This is a genomic window from Pandoraea pneumonica, assembly GCF_049918595.1.
In the GTDB taxonomy this organism is placed as follows: Bacteria; Pseudomonadota; Gammaproteobacteria; order Burkholderiales; family Burkholderiaceae; genus Pandoraea; species Pandoraea pneumonica_A.
This window is the reverse complement of the sequence record NZ_JBNCRZ010000006.1, coordinates 99,322-115,848: the sequence shown is the minus strand read 5'-3', so window position 1 is coordinate 115,848 and position 16,527 is coordinate 99,322. Positions and strand designations below refer to the sequence as shown.

The 16,527-nt window shown below is 63.4% G+C and carries 16 protein-coding genes; 11 read left to right on the top strand and 5 right to left on the bottom strand.

From position 1 onward, the window contains the following. Window positions 1–60: 60 nt before the first annotated feature. Window positions 61–1,254 carry a cytochrome gene (locus ACPWR9_RS22325; protein ID WP_426300825.1) on the bottom strand — a complete coding sequence of 398 codons (1,194 nt, stop codon included), beginning with the start codon at window positions 1,252–1,254 and terminating at the stop codon, window positions 61–63. A 137-nt stretch (window positions 1,255–1,391) separates the two neighbouring features. Here ACPWR9_RS22325 and ACPWR9_RS22320 point away from each other — a divergent pair, with 137 nt between their 5' ends. After that, window positions 1,392–2,093: an ArsR/SmtB family transcription factor gene (locus ACPWR9_RS22320; RefSeq protein WP_426300823.1), complete on the top strand. Its 702-nt coding sequence runs from the start codon at window positions 1,392–1,394 to the stop codon at window positions 2,091–2,093. A gap of 118 nt (window positions 2,094–2,211) precedes the next feature. Here ACPWR9_RS22320 and ACPWR9_RS22315 read toward each other — a convergent pair whose 3' ends face one another. The 4 genes from ACPWR9_RS22315 to ACPWR9_RS22300 all read right to left on the bottom strand — a co-directional run bounded on the left by ACPWR9_RS22315 (window position 2,212) and on the right by ACPWR9_RS22300 (window position 6,257). Beyond that, the gene (locus ACPWR9_RS22315; RefSeq protein WP_426300821.1) at window positions 2,212–2,520 is read right to left on the bottom strand and encodes a DUF4148 domain-containing protein; all 309 of its coding nucleotides are present in this window, start codon (window positions 2,518–2,520) and stop codon (window positions 2,212–2,214) included. A gap of 254 nt (window positions 2,521–2,774) precedes the next feature. Beyond that, window positions 2,775–3,776: a hypothetical protein gene (locus tag ACPWR9_RS22310; protein ID WP_426300819.1), complete on the bottom strand. Its 1,002-nt coding sequence runs from the start codon at window positions 3,774–3,776 to the stop codon at window positions 2,775–2,777. Between the two features lie 335 nt (window positions 3,777–4,111). After that, window positions 4,112–4,999 carry an IclR family transcriptional regulator gene (locus ACPWR9_RS22305; RefSeq protein WP_426300817.1) on the bottom strand — a complete coding sequence of 296 codons (888 nt, stop codon included), beginning with the start codon at window positions 4,997–4,999 and terminating at the stop codon, window positions 4,112–4,114. A 91-nt stretch (window positions 5,000–5,090) separates the two neighbouring features. After that, window positions 5,091–6,257, bottom strand: coding sequence for an FAD-dependent monooxygenase (locus ACPWR9_RS22300; RefSeq protein ID WP_426300815.1), 1,167 nt, complete (start codon window positions 6,255–6,257; stop codon window positions 5,091–5,093). Window positions 6,258–6,759: 502 nt separating this feature from the next. Here ACPWR9_RS22300 and ACPWR9_RS22295 point away from each other — a divergent pair. The 10 genes from ACPWR9_RS22295 to ACPWR9_RS22250 all read left to right on the top strand — a co-directional run bounded on the left by ACPWR9_RS22295 (window position 6,760) and on the right by ACPWR9_RS22250 (window position 16,525). Next, window positions 6,760–7,836: a porin gene (locus ACPWR9_RS22295; protein WP_426301041.1), complete on the top strand. Its 1,077-nt coding sequence runs from the start codon at window positions 6,760–6,762 to the stop codon at window positions 7,834–7,836. A 337-nt stretch (window positions 7,837–8,173) separates the two neighbouring features. Further along, window positions 8,174–9,040: an ABC transporter ATP-binding protein gene (locus tag ACPWR9_RS22290; RefSeq protein ID WP_426300813.1), complete on the top strand. Its 867-nt coding sequence runs from the start codon at window positions 8,174–8,176 to the stop codon at window positions 9,038–9,040. A 43-nt stretch (window positions 9,041–9,083) separates the two neighbouring features. Beyond that, complete coding sequence (locus ACPWR9_RS22285) at window positions 9,084–9,866, top strand: ABC transporter permease (protein ID WP_150681894.1); 783 nt, start codon at window positions 9,084–9,086, stop codon at window positions 9,864–9,866. A gap of 28 nt (window positions 9,867–9,894) precedes the next feature. After that, window positions 9,895–10,686 (top strand): SDR family oxidoreductase, encoded by a 792-nt coding sequence (locus tag ACPWR9_RS22280; protein WP_426300811.1) that lies wholly within the window; start codon window positions 9,895–9,897, stop codon window positions 10,684–10,686. 61 nt (window positions 10,687–10,747) lie between these two features. Continuing rightward, a complete protein-coding gene (locus ACPWR9_RS22275; RefSeq protein ID WP_150681896.1) occupies window positions 10,748–11,305 on the top strand; it encodes a cupin domain-containing protein in 558 nt (185 codons plus the stop codon). Between the two features lie 109 nt (window positions 11,306–11,414). Then, entirely contained in the window at window positions 11,415–12,329 is a 915-nt protein-coding gene (locus tag ACPWR9_RS22270) for an alpha/beta fold hydrolase (RefSeq protein ID WP_426300809.1), read from the top strand. 1 nt (window position 12,330) lies between these two features. After that, the gene (locus tag ACPWR9_RS22265; protein WP_426300807.1) at window positions 12,331–13,266 is read left to right on the top strand and encodes an IclR family transcriptional regulator; all 936 of its coding nucleotides are present in this window, start codon (window positions 12,331–12,333) and stop codon (window positions 13,264–13,266) included. Then, window positions 13,263–14,069, top strand: a complete 807-nt coding sequence (locus ACPWR9_RS22260; protein ID WP_426300805.1) for an SDR family oxidoreductase — start codon at window positions 13,263–13,265, stop codon at window positions 14,067–14,069. The genes ACPWR9_RS22265 and ACPWR9_RS22260 overlap by 4 nt, the downstream gene beginning before the upstream one ends. Further along, window positions 14,062–15,714 (top strand): thiamine pyrophosphate-binding protein, encoded by a 1,653-nt coding sequence (locus ACPWR9_RS22255; protein ID WP_426300803.1) that lies wholly within the window; start codon window positions 14,062–14,064, stop codon window positions 15,712–15,714. The genes ACPWR9_RS22260 and ACPWR9_RS22255 overlap by 8 nt, the downstream gene beginning before the upstream one ends. Next, the gene (locus ACPWR9_RS22250) at window positions 15,707–16,525 is read left to right on the top strand and encodes an aspartate dehydrogenase (RefSeq protein WP_426300801.1); all 819 of its coding nucleotides are present in this window, start codon (window positions 15,707–15,709) and stop codon (window positions 16,523–16,525) included. The genes ACPWR9_RS22255 and ACPWR9_RS22250 overlap by 8 nt, the downstream gene beginning before the upstream one ends. The last annotated feature ends 2 nt before the right edge of the window (window positions 16,526–16,527 follow it).

The following is a 16,527-nucleotide window of genomic DNA, read 5'->3' as shown; positions in this document are numbered from 1 at the left end:
TGATTTCGACGGGTTGTTTTATCTGATGGAATGTAAATTTCAACAGATAAAACGCGTCGTTTAGTCGTGTCCGAAGCGAGCGATGCGAGCGTTGGCAAGCGGGTGATACCCCGTGCCCTTGGCTAGCGTGAGAAGGTCGGGGGCGTTGGCGAGGATCGTCTGCACACCAATGGCTGCGATGGTGCTCGCGGGGGAGCGCCCCGGGCAGGCGTGCGGCCCTTGTCCGAATGTCCATGCGGTGTCGGCATGATGGAAGGGATGGGGCGGATTGGCGGATGCGTGCGCGGCGGCAAGCACGACGAGCACCACGTCACCACGCGCCAGTTGGCGCTCACAGATCACGGCGGGCGTGTGCAGGAAGCGTCGCGTGTTCTGGACGGGCGGGTCGAAGCGAATGACGTCGCCCACGGCGGCGATGGCGGTGGAGAGATGTGCCGGTGTTGCTGGCGTTTGCGGTACAGGCGCCGTAGAGGGCGGAGCGTCGGCACGCGCGAGTCGACGAAGTGCGTTGGCGACCAGCCCGGCACAGGCGTCGTGGGTTTGCGTAAATAGGCCAGCGATGTTGGCGGTCAGGGCGTGCGGGTCGAGGGTGTTGTCATGCGCAGCGAGGTTGCCGGCACGTCTGAGCCATGTATCGGATGCGGTATCGCGCGTGAGCCAGCGATGGGCGAAGTCGGTGAGCGCGGTTGCCGCGTTGTGGCCGCGTGCGATGACGTCGAAGTTTGGCGCAGGGCGTGCTGACTCCGCCATCGCAGCAACGAGCGCGTGGGTGTTTGCAAATACGTCAACCCATTGTGATTCCGGCACCCCGAGCCAAGCCGCAAGCGCGTAAATCGGCTGACGAAAAACGTAGTCATCGAGCGTTTCGGCGAATCGGCGTGCATCGAACAGTGCGGCGGCGCTGGCGTGCGCGAGCGCTGACCTATCGACGGTTAGCGTCGCCAGTTGCGACGCAAGCCAGGGCTTTAGCGTGGAATGCCCTGCGCCGTCGTTCATGCGAACCAACTGCCCGAACCATGCCCCCGCCGCACCGGAGGCGAGCGCTGCGGGAACACGTGCACCCGCCGGGCGCACCCCGAGCGCAGGATGGCTAAGCACCTCGGCAAGCGCCTCCGGTCCTGCGGCGACCCACATACCCAGCGAAGCGTCGAAATCGAACGGCCGCTGCTCTGCCAGTGCGCGGTAATACGGATAGGGATCGGGGTGGGTGACGGCGGCCAGGGCGTTCGTCGGAGGCGACTTGTCGATACGCATGGCGTATGGATCCGTATGAGTGAGAAGGTGCTGTCATTCTGCCGCTCGCCAAATACGACATGGTTCATGACGGATTGAAATGTCGAGCGGGACACGAGACTTATACTGCGCAGCATATTCTCCGACAGAGGCAAACCATGGACCTCACCCGCGATTACGCCCCCGGCGTAAGCTCACTTGCCGCGTTGCTCGCTGACGGCGGCCGCATGACGATGCTTTGGGCGTTGATGGACGGCTCGGCCCGTCCGGCGGGAGAACTGGCGTTGGTCGCCGGGCTCTCCCCTTCTAGCGCTAGCGGCCATCTCGCCCGGCTCGTAGACGGCGGTGTACTCGCGCAAGAAGCCCGTGGACGCCATCGCTACTTCCGCATCGCGACCCCGGAGACGGCCGCCGCCATTGAAGCCCTCGCCAGCGCGGTGTTGGCAACGCGTGAACTGCGTCCGCGCCCGGTTCCGGTCAGCCGCAGCACGCCTGTTCCGCTGCGTCACGCACGCACCTGCTATGACCATCTCGCCGGCGAGATCGCCGTCGACCTCTTCGCACGGATGCGCGATCACCGCTGGATACGCATCGACGGCAGCGACGTCGCACTGACTGACGCCGGTGTCGACGGCCTCACCTCACTCGGCGTCGACCTCACCTCCGCACGCGCCCGCCGCCGCCGTTTCGCCTGCACTTGCCCCGACTGGAGCGAGCGCAAACCACACCTCGGCGGCGCACTCGGAGCAGCATTGCTTAACACCTGTCTTCACGCCAAATGGCTCGAACCCACGCGTGAACCGCGCGCCCTGCGCGTCACGCCACTGGGCGAACGCCATCTCGCAGACTTCGCCACCTGAATCCACCCGACGCACAAAAAGAAACACCCCGCGCAAAAATCGCGCGGGGTGTGAGGCACCGGGAGCGGTGGGCTACGGGACAGGATCCGAAGTCGATCGTCCTGGCCGCCGTGGCCTTTTAACTACCAGCGTAAGTCGAGTTAATCAATTCGGTCGAACCTTGCACACGTGCACCCACCGGATGTCCGTAAGTCTTCAACTGCGGGTACTGGCTATCGGTCTGCGTGAGCTTGCCCTGGGCTTGTGCTTCGATCAGTTCCTGACGAACTTGGGCGCTCGGCACGGCGAGCTTTTCGCTATACACGCTCGATTGCCAGAACAAGTTTTCGTTCGGATAGCCGTTACCGCCAGTGCCAGCGAATGCGGCCGGTGCAGCCGCCACAGTCAGGGTCGCTGCAATCAACAGATGCGAAAGAGTGCGGGTCATGATGTTTCTCCTGTCTTTTCTTCTTGGGTGGTCGGCCGGATCACTTAAGTGTCCGGCACCGCCTACGCCTCTAAGGTAGGACGACCACGCCGCAGGAGTAACCGCACTGGACGCAACAATGCATTGCGGATATCGTGCCACCTCGAAACCCGCATGTGGCAAGGGTTTCAAGGCGGTCGACGTTATCGTATCAGTCGAATGCCGGCTCTAATGAAGATGTTAATTAACAGGAGTGCGACAGGATGTCGCAGCGCTCAGAACTTGTAGCCGACGCCTGCGAGGAAGATATCGCTGTCGCGGTCGTAGCCGGTCACTACGCGGTTCCAAGAGATGCGTCCCACCCAATGATCGGCGAAGCGGTACGCCATGCTCATCGTGAGCAGACCCGCCACGACGTTTTGCGCGCCGCCTGCTGATCGGTTCTGCTTGTACTTGTTCCACGTGACATACGGGCCGAAGCCGAGGCCGAGGCTGAAGCGGTCGCTGAAGAAGTCGTTCTTCACCCACGCTTGCGCCGCAATGCCCTGACGGTTGCCGATATCGCTATGGCCTTCGTTGATCAGCGACACCGTGCCGTCGAACCATCGGCCGAAGCCGTGCCGATATTCGATCCCTTCCGCCGCCGCGTTCTGCGAGTCGAGACTGTTCACGATGGAAAGCCCAGCCATCACCGACAGCACATCGCCTGTCGGCACCGGTGGATCCATGTTGCCGATGACCGGACCCGGCGTCGACGGCTTGTCCAACTGATAACCGACACCCAACAGGTATTGCACGGTGTTGATGCTCGACGGCGATTGCACGTAATTGGCACGCGCTTGCACATACCAGCGGCTAGCGAAGTAATAGGTGGCAGTGGCCGAGAACATGGCGCCCCAGCCGTGATCGTCTTCATAGCGCTTGCCGCGGCTACCGGCCACCGTGTCGTAGTAACGATACGGGCCGACCCCCACGGCAACGTCGAAGCGGCGATCGAAGAACGCCTGACGTGCCCACACCTGCACGGCGAAACCGTCGCGGTGATGGTCGGGCACATGGCCTTCGTTCAGCCACGTGAAGCTCGCTGCGAAATGCTCGCCGAGCCCTTGGCGATAGTCCATGCCCCACGAGTAGGTGTGCGCGTTGTCGTCGTTACGCGCATTCATGGCACCGGCGTAGACAGTGGCTTCCTGCGCTTGGGCAACATGGGTGAGCGCCGACGCGCTACAGAAAACGCCAGCTAAGGCCGTTCGCACCCACCATGGATTGTTCTTCATGTTCGATCCGCTGCAATGAGGGCGTTTGCCCGTCGCGACTGACGACGGTCGGGGAATTCGATGCACGGCACCGAGACGGTGCCTCTCAGTCAGCGCTATCGTAGCAGCGGCCCCCTGACAGGCGCGAAACAACCGGGTGTTGCTTCAAATTACCGAAAATTACGGCATCGGCGATGCCACATCGTATGGCATACCGAAGCACTTTAGCAAACAAGGTGTGAGGCAGTGAAAGGGGGCGATGTTCGACGCGAAGGCGCACGATCCGATCGCGCGAATGCTCTGGGTTTAGGCGGTCCCGGCGACAACGTGTGTCCCCCGGGATCCCGCACGGAAAGTCAGACTCGTTCTGCTGCCGCCAGGAAAGCTGGCGCGTCTGCCAGTAATACGGTGAGATCGGCAGCCCCCGATTTGACGACCGCCGCCGTGCGCTCCCGGCTGAGTGCATCGGTCCCCACCAGCGAGCGTGGCCCGGCCACGCTCAAAGCCGCCAGCGGACGCCCCTGGGCATCAAGCACTGCCGCCGCACAGGCATCGATCCCCGCTTCGAAACCGTCCTGACTCCATGCGCAACCGGTCTCCCGGTCGCGGGCCAACTGCGCATCTAGCGCCGCATACGTTCGTGCACTCTGCGCCGTGGCCGCTGCCAGCGGCTCCGGGCCGAGTAGCGCACGGCGGCGCTCGGGGCTCAAGTGCGCCAACAGCGACCGCCCCGGTGCCGTCAGGTGCGCAGTGACCCGGCTGCCTGCCCGGATGTTGCTCACCAGCGGCAGGGCAGGGGTTTCGCACAACAGATAGCGCACCTGCGTGCCATCGAGCACGGTCAGATAGCTCGACAGGCCGGTCTCGGTGGTCACACGAGCGAGCACGCGTCGCGCCGTGGCGAGATGATCTTCGCCAGCGAGCGCCGCAGCGGACAGCGTGAGAAAACCAAGGCCGAGCCGATGGCCGCCATGCGGCAGCGGCTCGAGCACGCCTTCGTGTTCCAGCGTCGCGAGCAGCCGCATCACGGTCACACGGTTCACGCCGATACGCCGCCCGACCTCGCTCATGTTGGCCGTCGAGCCACCGTCAGCCACGAAGCGCATGAGCTTGAGCGCACGGATGACCGGCGTCACAAGCCCGGCTTGCGCGGCGTCGTGATCGCCATCATGGGGGCTGAGGGCGGCGCTATCCGCGTCAGAAGTGCGGGTACCGCGAGCGGTGTCGGGCGAAGCTTTCGTCATGCGGTGCGATGAACTTCTCGTTGTGTCGAAAGAGGCCGGATATCGATGGCCGGAATCAGGCGTCACGCCCAGCCAATTGCTGAGCAAAAACTCACGCGGCAACCGGCACCTGCCATGCGTCGTATTCGTAGACCCAATCGGCATTGCCGCCTTCCTTGAGCCACTGATTGCCACGCGAGCCGATTTGTACGCGTGCGGTGCGTTCGCGACGTGCCGCCTCGTAGCGAGCGAGCGCCCCGGCCAATGCGTCGGCATCGGCGTTCGGGCCGACCTCGGCGAGGTGGCGAGACATTACCACAGCGTCTTCGATGGCCATACCGGCCCCCTGCGCCATGAACGGCATCATCGGATGACACGCATCGCCAAGCAACGACACTCGGCCACGCGACCACTGCGGCAGCGGGTCGCGCACGTACAACGCCGACTTCAACACGCTGTCGCACGCATCGAGCAGCGCACGGGCCTCCGGATGATAGTCGGCGTACATTGCGCGCAACTCCAGCACGTCGCCCGGTGCCGTCCACGATTCCAAGGTCCAGCTGTCCTGCGCCGTGGTGGCGAACACAAAAATATCGCGGCCGAGATTGAGCGGGAACGTCACGATCTGGCTCGACGCGACCGGCCCCCACCACTTGGTGAACGCGCCCAGATTCGGCACGCCACCGAGTTTCTCCGCAGGCACGACGGCCCGATAGGCGACCACACCGGTGAACTCCGGCGACTCCGGCCCGAACAGGCCCGTGCGCACCACCGAATGAATGCCGTCGGCTCCGATGAGCACATCCACGTCGTCATGCGAACCATCGGCAAACGTGAGCCGAATGCGGCCCGCCTCGCCAACGCCCGGCGCTTCGAACGACACGAGCTTCTTGCCAAGTGCGATGTACTCCGCAGGCACGGCTTGCTCCAACGCCTGAAGCAAATCGGCGCGATGCATCGTGAGTTGCGGTGCGCCGTACTTGGTCTGTGCCGTCTGCGCCATTTCCAGTCGCGAGGTCTCTTCGCCGGTGTCCCACGTGCGGCTGATGCGGTGACTCGGTTGCGCGGCGGTTTCGCGCAACGCGTTGCCAACGCCGAGGCCATCGAGCGCACGCACCGCATTGGGCGTCAGGTTGATATCGGCACCGACGCGTGCGAACTGCGCCGCCTGCTCGTAGACACGCACACGAAAGCCAGCGCGAACGAGCGCAATCGCGGCAGCCAGACCGCCGATGCCGGCACCGTTGATGCCGATGAGAGGAGCTTGCGGAGCTTGCATGGGGACACCCTTTTGATGAAGGTTACGACGAATGCGAAAAAATAAAACGTTCAAATATGAACATGATGTTCAAATATTATTGTTTTTGATTCGATCAATCGCAAGCCATCCTCGGGTAAATCCCGACCTAAGCCGATTCGCAGGAACGGTTTAGCGGCGGGACTTTCGGCAACGCTGACGGGACGAGTAGCACCTGCGACGCACTTGAAATCGTGGAACTTTAACGCCGATTGCGCGCGTGTTATCACACCAAATTCTCGTCATCAATTCGTGCATCTCCGCTGCGAGACTCACGCGTCACCTGGCCTAAGCTCCGCATTGTTGGTTTCATAAGTAATCCAACGTTTCACAGGTGGAACGTCGAAATGCGGTCGCACGAGGGGTGTGACCGGCTGGGGTTGCCGTGCGCCGCACCCGACGTCATCACCGTTTTCGAATCATCGAATCATCGAACGACAGGAGTACACAGATGAAGCGGTTTCCGACGGGGCGGATCTCGGGGATGACAAAAATTGCGGCAGCCATGTTGCTCGCCGCAGGCGTGCCGATGGCGGCAAACGCACAAAGCAACATCACGATCTACGGCAGCATGGATGCTGGTGTGGCCTATGTGAACAACCAAGGCGGCACCAGCAACTGGATGGCGCAGCAAGGCGGCACCCAACCGGATCGCTGGGGTTTTCGCGGCGTTGAAGATCTGGGCGGTGGCAATCGCGCGATCTTCCTGCTGGAAAATGGCTTCTCCACGCTCACGGGCAATACGCTGAAAGCCGGCGCGATGTTCAACCGCCAGTCGTGGGTCGGCTTGCAATCCGACACGCTCGGCACGCTCACCATCGGCCACATGGCCCCGTTCAGCTTCGAATGGCTCGGCCCGTTCAGCACGGCCTATCTGGGCATGAACTGGTACATGTTCCACCCGGGCAACCTCGACGAACTGGCCAACACCTCGGTCGTGCAGCTCGACAACTCGGTGAAGTACGTCACACGCGATTTCGCCGGTTTCAAGGCGGCGGGCATGCTCTCGCTGGGCAACACCACGAACTTCGCAACCGGCAAGAAGTGGAGCGTGGCAGCGAACTACACCAACGCGGGCTTCAAGGCGTCGGTGGCCTACTCGAACGAAAACAACCGCACGCCCAATGTCGCCGTGCTCGGCGGTGCGACCTTCCAGAATCAACCGGTCGCGACCTATTCGGCGTCGAACATCGAGAACATGGGGGCAGGTGTGTCGTATGGCTTCGGCCCGTGGCTGCTGCACGCGTTGTACACGCGCGTGAAACTGGCATCGCCGGGCTACAGCGACACCTACCAGTCGTTCGATGGCGGCGTGAACTACGCCTCGAGCATCGCCAACACGATCACCTTCGGTGCGGCCACGACGAACATGTCGGGCAAGCGCTGGACGCAGGTGAGCCTTGGCGACGTCTACGCGCTCTCGAAGCGCACGCAGGTGTATGTGAGCGGTGTGTATCAGCACGCGAGCGGTAATGGCGCGGTGACGGCAATCAACACCATCGGTGCGTCGTCGACCGCCAATCAGGTCGTGATCATGTCGGGCGTGCATCACGCGTTCTGACGATCGCGCAGAGGCCCATCAGAAAATCACCCTGTGAACTCACTCAGTGGGCTCACCTCGCGCCGATCAGCGTTCGTTGATCGGCGTTTTTTTGCGGCTCTTTTCCGCGTTTTACATGGGATCCACGTGCCGTAACACCCCCAAATCCGGGTTTCCCCTAGTCAAAAAACAATTTTGACTCCGGCCGTCACTCCCTATAATTGATCCATAAGTAAATCAACGTTTCATATATGAAACGTGAGCCGAAAGGCGAAGGACAGGTTGGCAGGCGATGCAGGCGACGAAAGCGGCACGCTGCCCGAGGCAAGTTGAACATCCAGAAACACGGTGGTTTCCCATGCTCAGGTCGATTCAATTGCAGGACGCGAACGTTGCCGAGGCGTATGCCGACGCACGTCACACGCCGGTGACGGCACCGCTGCCGTTTGCCATCGAATATCGCGGCGTGACGCGTCGATTCAAAAATCGCCAGGGCAAGGGCGAGATGACGGCGGTCTCGAACGTCTCCATCGGTATCAAGACGGGTGAGTTCGTCTCGCTGATCGGCCCGAGCGGCTGCGGCAAGAGCACGTTGCTCAACATGGGCGCGGGCTTGTATGCCCCGAGCGAAGGGCACGTCACGCTCGCAGGCAAGCCGGTGCGCGGTCCGTCGCAACAAGTCGCGTTCATGCTGCAAAAGGATTTGCTCATGCCGTGGCGCTCGATTCAGAAGAACGTCGAACTCGGCATGCAGATTCGTGGCCGCAGCAAGGCAGAGCGAGCCGAAGTCGCGCAGAAACTGCTCGCTCGCTGCCATCTGAAGGGCTTCGAGAATCACTACCCGCACCAACTCTCGGGCGGTATGCGCCAACGTGCGGCACTCGCCCGCACGCTCGCCGTCGAGCCCGACGTGCTGCTCATGGACGAGCCGTTCTCGGCACTCGATGCGCAAACGAAGATGGTGTTGCAACAAGACCTCGCGCAGATGCTCGCTGCCGAGGGCAAGACCGCGCTGATGATCACCCACGATCTGGCCGAAGCCATCGCACTCTCGGACCGCGTGTTCGTGATGAGCGAACGCCCGGGCACGATCATCGAAGAGATCACCGTCGATCTGCCGCATCGCGACAACCCGATCGAGCGCCGCAAACAGGCGGGCATGAACGAGTACGTCGCCCATCTGATGGAACTGCTCAAGGTCGGCCGCGACGATCACCTCGGTTGATGCGCACTCGCCATCTCTTGCACAAGACACTGGAATTCCCGCTATGAAAACCCTCACCAAAGCGCAACTGACCGCTGGCAGCTTCGTGTTGCTGCTGCTCTTCGCGGCTGTCTGGCAATGGGGCCCGACGGCGTTCGGCGTGCCCGAGTTCGTGCTGCCCAAGTTGTCGTCGACCATCGTCGAAGGCGTGCGCATGTTTCAGGTTGAAAACCTGTGGCTGCATATCGGCGTGACGGCGCTCGAAGTGATCGCCGGTTTCGTGATCGGCTCGGCACTGGGCGTGATGATCGGTGTGATTCTCGGCTTGTCGCCGTCGACCGAAGCGATGCTCTCGCCGTACATCCTCGCGCTGCAAATCGCGCCGAAGGTGGCGTTCGCGCCGCTGTTCGTGATGTGGATGGGCTACACCATCTACCCGAAGATTCTCGTCGCGGTGCTGATCGTCTTCTTCCCCGTGATGATCAACGTGCTGGGCGCGGTGCGCTCGGTCGACCCCGACATGGTCAACCTCGTGCGCGCCCTGTGCGGCCGCCGTTGGCAGATTTTCCGCTTCGTCGAATTCCCGTCGGCCATGCAGGCGCTCTTCGCCGGGCTGCGCATCGCCTCGACGCTTGCCGTGATTGGCGTGACCGTCGGCGAATTGGTCGGTGGCGATCGTGGGTTGGGCTATCTGCTGGTCTACGGCGAAGGGCAGGGCAACACCGCGATGGTGTTCGTCGCCATCGCCGGGCTGACCGTCATCGGCATTGCCGCCTACGCGGCAGTGGTCTGGCTCGAGCGCCGCGCACTGCACTACGTGCCGCGTGCTGCCATGAACATCGCCTGACGTGTCGATCGTCGATAAGGAACGCATCGTGACCGAACTGCCCATTCTCCCGCTCGACACTGCCACGCTAGCACCGCTCGACGGCAAGAAACTGCTGGTCACCGGTGGTGCCCGCGGTCTCGGTGAAGGCTTCGTGCGTGCTGCGCTCGCGCGTGGCGCACAGGTCACGATTGCCGACATCGCAGTCGACGCCGGACAAGCACTCGCCGCATCGTTGCGCGATGCCGGTCATGCCGTGACGTTCGTGCGCGTCGATCTGTCCAATCCGGCGTCGATTGATGCGGCTGCCAAGGCGGCTGCCGAGCAAATGAGCGGCATCGACGGCTTGATCAACAACGGCGCGATCACCAACTCGGGCGGCAAGCTCGCCACCGAGCTGAGCATCGACACGTGGGACGCCGTGATGAATGTCAACGTGCGCGGCACGTGGCTCATGACGATGGCAGCACTGCCCTATCTGCGCGCGTCCGGTCAGGGCCGCGTCGTGAACATCGCGTCGGACACCGCGCTGTGGGGCGCGCCGCGACTGCTCGCCTACGCCGCCAGCAAGGGCGCGGTCATGGCGATGACACGCTCGCTCGCCCGCGAACTCGGCCCGGACGGCATCACGGTGAATGCTATTGCACCGGGGCTGGTGGAAGTCGAAGCCACGGCTTACGTGCCGGTCGAGCGCCATCGCCACTATCTGGAAGGACGCGCCTTGCCGCGCGCACAAGTGCCCGACGACGTGGTCGGGCCGGTGCTGTTCCTGCTCTCCGACGCTTCTCGTTTCGTGACCGGTCAGGTTTTGCCGGTCAACGGCGGCTTCGTGATGCCCTGACGCGGCATGACGCAGACGCCCTTTAGCCCCCTTATTCGCAACGCCTTCAAGGAGTTACAACATGGCGCAAGCCGAAGCTAAAAACACCGCGACGCCTCAGGCCGTCGAGAGCTGGACGCAGGCCGAAGGCCAACCGTTCAGCGAGTGGCTGGACTCGCGTGTGGCGCGTTTTTCGACGCGCAAATACGACTGGGACGCCCTCAAGTTCCAAGCCGATTACGACCCGAAGTATCGCCGTGCGCAGATGCGCTATGTCGGTACGGGCGGCACCGGTGTTGCTAAAGACAGCAACACCGTGCCCGCAGGTCACTTCACGTTCTCGACCATGGTGATTCCGGCCGGCAACATCGGCCCGAGCCATATCCACATGGACGTGGAAGAAATCTTCTTCGTCATGCGCGGCAAGATGAAAGTGGTCTGCGAGCGCGACGGCGAGACGTGGGAAGCCATTCTCGGCGAGCGCGATCTGATCTCGGTGCCGCCCGGCGTGTATCGCACGGAAATCAACATCGGCGATGAAGACGCGCTGATGTGCGTGATGCTCGGCTCGCAAAAGCCGGTCACGCCGACGTACCCGCCCGATTCACCGCTCGCCAAGATCAAGCGCGAACAGAAGTAAGCGACGGGACGCGAATACCTCCCGAAAGTCCGGTGCAGCGCGCGCCACGTGCGAGCGCTCCACCGGCAAGAATTTTTCCGAGTCATTGCACAAGACGTTACCCGAAGCCATGTCAGCCGAAGCGCTCAAATCCAGTCAGCCCGATGCCAACGATGGCACCGTCGGCCCGCTTTGCGAGCGCCTGAAGGCGTTTGCGTATCGCACGATTGCCACGCGCGCAGGCACGGTCGGTTATCGCTGCACCGTCACGGCCGACGATAGCCGACTGCCGGTGGTAATGCTGCACGGCATCGGTTCGGGCGCGGCCTCATGGCTCGCGCAGCTGGAAGCCGCGGGCCTCGATGTGGCGCTGTATGCGTGGGATGCGCCGGGCTACGGGGAGACGTCCAATGTGGGCGACGCCGAGCCGCACCCCGACGCCTATGCCGACGCGCTCGAAGCTTGGCTCGATGCGCTTGGTCTGGATCGCGTTGCGCTGGTCGGCCACTCGCTGGGCGCGATCATGGCGACGAAGTTTGCCAGCCGCGCACCGCAACGTGTTCGGGGCCTCTTTCTCTGCTCGCCCGCCAATGGCTACGGCAAGGCCGATCCGGCGGTGCGCGTGTCGAAGCGCGACAGCCGACTGGCGATGCTCGACAAACTGGGTCCGGCTGGGATGGCGCGCGAACGCAGCGACAACCTGGTGGCACCGGACGCTGCCGACCTGCCGCGCGCCTGGGTGAAGTGGAACATGAGCCGCGTGCTGCCCGTTGGCTACGCCCAAGCGACGCACCTGCTGTCGAACGGCGATGTGGCCGGTGAGTTGGCGCAATACGTGGCAGCCAACGCAGGCCCGGTGGCCGTGGCGGTCGGCGCGCAAGACGCCATCACGACGCCCGCGGCCTGCCAGACCATCGCCGACGTCGCCGGGGTACCGCTGCAAATTATCGACGGCGCGGGACACGCGTCGTATATCGAAACGCCTGACGTTCTGAACACTGCCCTTGCGGGGTGGCTGGAACGTGTGGCCGCAGGAGCGCGCTGAGATGGCACCGGCAAACCCGAAACGCGCGGCTGCCGCGCTGCCCGACGACGAAGCGCTGGACGCACTCGATGCAGTCGATGAGACGAGCGAACAAGACACCGAGGCGGGACCGACCGAGTCGCGCTATCTCGTCCCCGGCCTAGAGCGCGGCTTGCGCATCCTTACGCAATTCTCGCCGCGCGAGTCGGTGTTCAGCGCCCCCGAGTTGTCGCAGCGCCTGGGCATTCCGCGCACTACCGTCTTTCGGCTGTTGCAGACGCTCGAAGCCATGGGCTTCTTGGAGCGCGCAGGCAGCGAAAAGAACTTCCGTCTGGGCGTCGCCGTGCTGCGTCTGGGCTTTGAATACCTGAGCTCGCTGGAACTGACCGACCTCGGCATTCCGATCATCGAGCGCCTTCGCGACGCGACCCAACTCACATCACACATCGTGATTCGCGACGGCCGCGACATCGTGTTCGTCGCCAAAGCGCAGAGCGTGGCGGGCGTGTTCAATTCGATCAAGGTGAACGTGGGCACGCGCTTGCCTGCCCACGCGACGGTGCACGGCCATGTGCTGATGGGCGATCTGACGCTGGCGGAACTCAAGGCGCTCTATCCGGAAAAGACGCTGGAAAAATTCACGCCGCAAACGCCCGAAACGCTTGCTGAATTGTTTGAGCGCGTGCGCGAAGACGCCGAGCGTGGCTATGCCGTATCGGCTTCCTCGTTCGAGCGCGGCATCAGCGTGGTGAGCGCGCCGGTGCGCAACGACGCAGGCCATATCTGTGCTGCGATCACGGTCACGATTCCGCGCGCCAACATCGATGCGTCGATGCTCGATGCAGGGCTGATCGGACAAGTGCGCGAAGCCGCCGATGCGCTCTCGCACCGGTTGAATTACCGGCCGGGCAGTGACGGCCGCACCACCCCCTACATGAAGTCACTGGGATTGAAATGATCAAGATCGACCTTTCCGCACGCGCGGCGCTGGTCACCGGCGGCTCGTCCGGTATCGGACTCGCCACGGCCGAGCGCCTGCTCGAAGCCGGTGCCGCCGTCGCGATTTGCGGGCGCGACACCGAACGTCTGGCACAAGCCGAAGCGCACTTGCGTGAGCGTCATCCCGACGCACGCCTGATTGCCGCGCAATGCAACGTGCTCGAAGCGGCCGATGTCGCCGTGCTCACCGAGCGTATTCAACGCGAGTTCGGCCGTCTGGACATGCTGATCAACAACGCCGGTCAAGGCCGTGTGTCGACGTTCGCCGACACCACGGACGACGCATGGCGCGAAGAGCTGGAGTTGAAGTACTTCAGCGTGATTCGCACGACACGTGCCTGCCTGCCGATGCTGCGCGACGCTGCGCGCGAGACGGGCGACGCCGCCATCGTCTGCGTGAACTCGCTGCTTGCGCTTCAGCCGGAACCGCACATGGTCGCGACGTCCTCCGCTCGCGCCGGTATCCAGAATCTGGTGCGTTCGATGGCGGGCGAATTCGCCCCCGACGGCGTGCGTGTGAATTCGATCCTGATCGGGCTGGTGGAGTCGGGACAGTGGCGCCGCCGCTTTGCCGCGCAAGGCGAAGGCAAGACGTGGCAAGAGTGGACCGGCGAGCTGGCCCGCAAGAAGCAAATTCAGTTGCAACGTCTGGGCAAGCCTGAAGAGGCGGCCGCAGCGATCTTTTTCCTGGCGAGCCCGCAATCGTCCTATACGACGGGCAGCCATATCGATGTTTCCGGAGGCTTGGCAAGACATGTCTAACAAAACCACCGTCGGCGAAGTCATCGCGGCGTTTCTCGAACAATGCGGCGTGCAAACCGCATTCGGCGTGATCTCGATTCACAACATGCCGATTCTCGACGCCATCGCGCGCCGCGAAAAAATCCGTTACGTCGGCGCACGCGGCGAAGCGGGCGCACTGAACATGGCCGATGGCTTGTCGCGCGTCTCGGGCGGCCTGGGCGTGGCCTTCACCAGCACGGGTACGGCGGCGGGTAACGCGGCGGGCGCGATGGTCGAAGCGCTGACGGCAGGCACGCCGGTGCTGCATATCACCGGCCAGATCGAAACCGAATTCCTCGACCGCGACCTCGCCTACATCCACGAAGCGCCCGATCAACTGAGCATGCTCAAGTCGATCTCGAAGGCCGCCTATCGTGTGCGTTGCGTCGACACGGCACTCTCGACTGTGCGCGAAGCCGTGCGTGCAGCGCTAAGCGCGCCGACGGGCCCGGTCAGTGTCGAAATTCCTATCGATATTCAAGCGGCCGAAATCGAATGGCCAGCCGATCTGGCAGCGCCGCATATCAGTGTGCCGTCGCACGACGAGCAGCGCGTGGCCGAACTGGCCGACAAGCTGGCCGCAGCGCATCGTCCACTGCTGTGGCTGGGCGGTGGCGCACGCGGTGCAGAAGCCGCCGTGAAACGCCTTGTCGACATGGGCTTCGGTGTAGTGACCAGCGTGCAAGGTCGCGGCATCGTGCCGGAAGATCACGCTGCCACGCTCGGTGCCTTCAACATTCACCCGACGGTCGAAGCGTTCTACAAGACGTGCGACGCCGTACTGGTAGTGGGTTCGCGTCTGCGCGGCAACGAAACGCTGAAGTACAAACTCGGTCTGCCGCGCCCGCTGTATCGCGTCGACGCCGACGGCAAAGCCGACAACCGTGGCTATCGCAACGACCTGTTCGTGCAGGGCGACGCCGCGCGTGTGCTGAACGCACTGGCTGACTGCCTGCAAGGCCGTATGTCGGTCGACCCGGCATTCCACGCCGATCTCGCCGCCGCGCGCGACGCAGCCGTCAAGCAAGTGGCCGAGGGCCTTGGCCCGTATCGCCAACTCGTGGCTGCATTGCAAGGTGCGCTGGGCCGCGACTTCAACTGGGTGCGCGACGTCACGATCTCCAACAGCACGTGGGGCAACCGTCTGCTGAAGATCTTCTCGCCGCGCGCAGGCGTGCACGCGTTGGGTGGCGGCATCGGTCAAGGCATGCAGATGGGCATTGGCGCAGCACTGGCTGGCAACGCGAAGAAGACAGTCGCGTTGTGCGGCGACGGTGGCCTGATGGTCAACGTCGGCGAACTCGCCACCGCCGTGCAGGAGAAAGCGCCAGTCATCATCTTGTTGATGAACGACCAGTGCTACGGCGTGATCCGCAATATTCAAGATGCGCAGTACGGCGGCCGCCGTCACTACGTGCAACTGCATCAGCCGGACTTCGCAGCGTTCTGCGCCAGCCTGCAACTCAAGCATGAGCGCATTACCGCCATCGATCAGGCGGAAGGGGCAGTGGCGCGCGCGGTGGCCCACGACGGCCCGGTGCTGCTCGAAGTCGACATGCTGTCGGTCGGCAGCTTCGCGTCGCACTTTGCCGGTCCGCCGGTGCGGGAGCCTGCCAATGCGTGAGTTGAATCATCGACCGGTGGACGTGGCGCTGATCGGCTTCGGTGCCATCGGTTCCAAAGTCTACGAGGCGTTTGCATCTGATCCGTCGCTGCACATCGCTCATGTGATCGTGCCCGAGGATGCCGCAGCCCGCGTGCGCGAGAGCGTACGGGAAGGCACCGAAGTCGTGTCGTCGGCGTCTGCGTTTAGCCGCCGTCCAGACTTCGTCTTGGAATGTGCAGGCCATAGCGCGCTGTCGGCGCACGTCGTGCCGTTGCTCAAGTCGGGTATCGATTGCGCGGTGGCCTCCATCGGCGCGCTGTCCGACTCGGCACTGCTCGCCGCACTGGAGCAGGCCGCCAAGGAAGGCGAGTCGACCGTCACGCTGCTCTCGGGCGCCATTGGCGGTATCGACGCGATTTCTGCTGCTCGCGAAGGCGGGTTGGACGAGGTGGTCTACACGGGCCGCAAGCCGCCGCTGGGCTGGCAGGGCACGCCTGCCGAAGACGTGTGCGATCTGGCGACGCTCGTCAGCGCGACAGTGATCTTCGAAGGCAGCGCCCGCGATGCGGCGCGGCTGTATCCGAAGAACGCCAACGTGGCCGCGACCGTGGCGATTGCCGGTCTGGGGCTCGACGCGACGCGTGTGCGCCTGATCGCCGACCCTGCCGTCACGCGCAACGTGCATCACATTGCGGCGCGCGGTGCTTTCGGTGAAATGTCGCTGGAGATGTGCGGCAAGCCGTTGCCGGATAACCCCAAGACGTCGGCCCTCACCGCTTATTCGGCGATTCGCGCGCTCAAAAACCGCGTTGCGAATTGCGTGATCTAGCT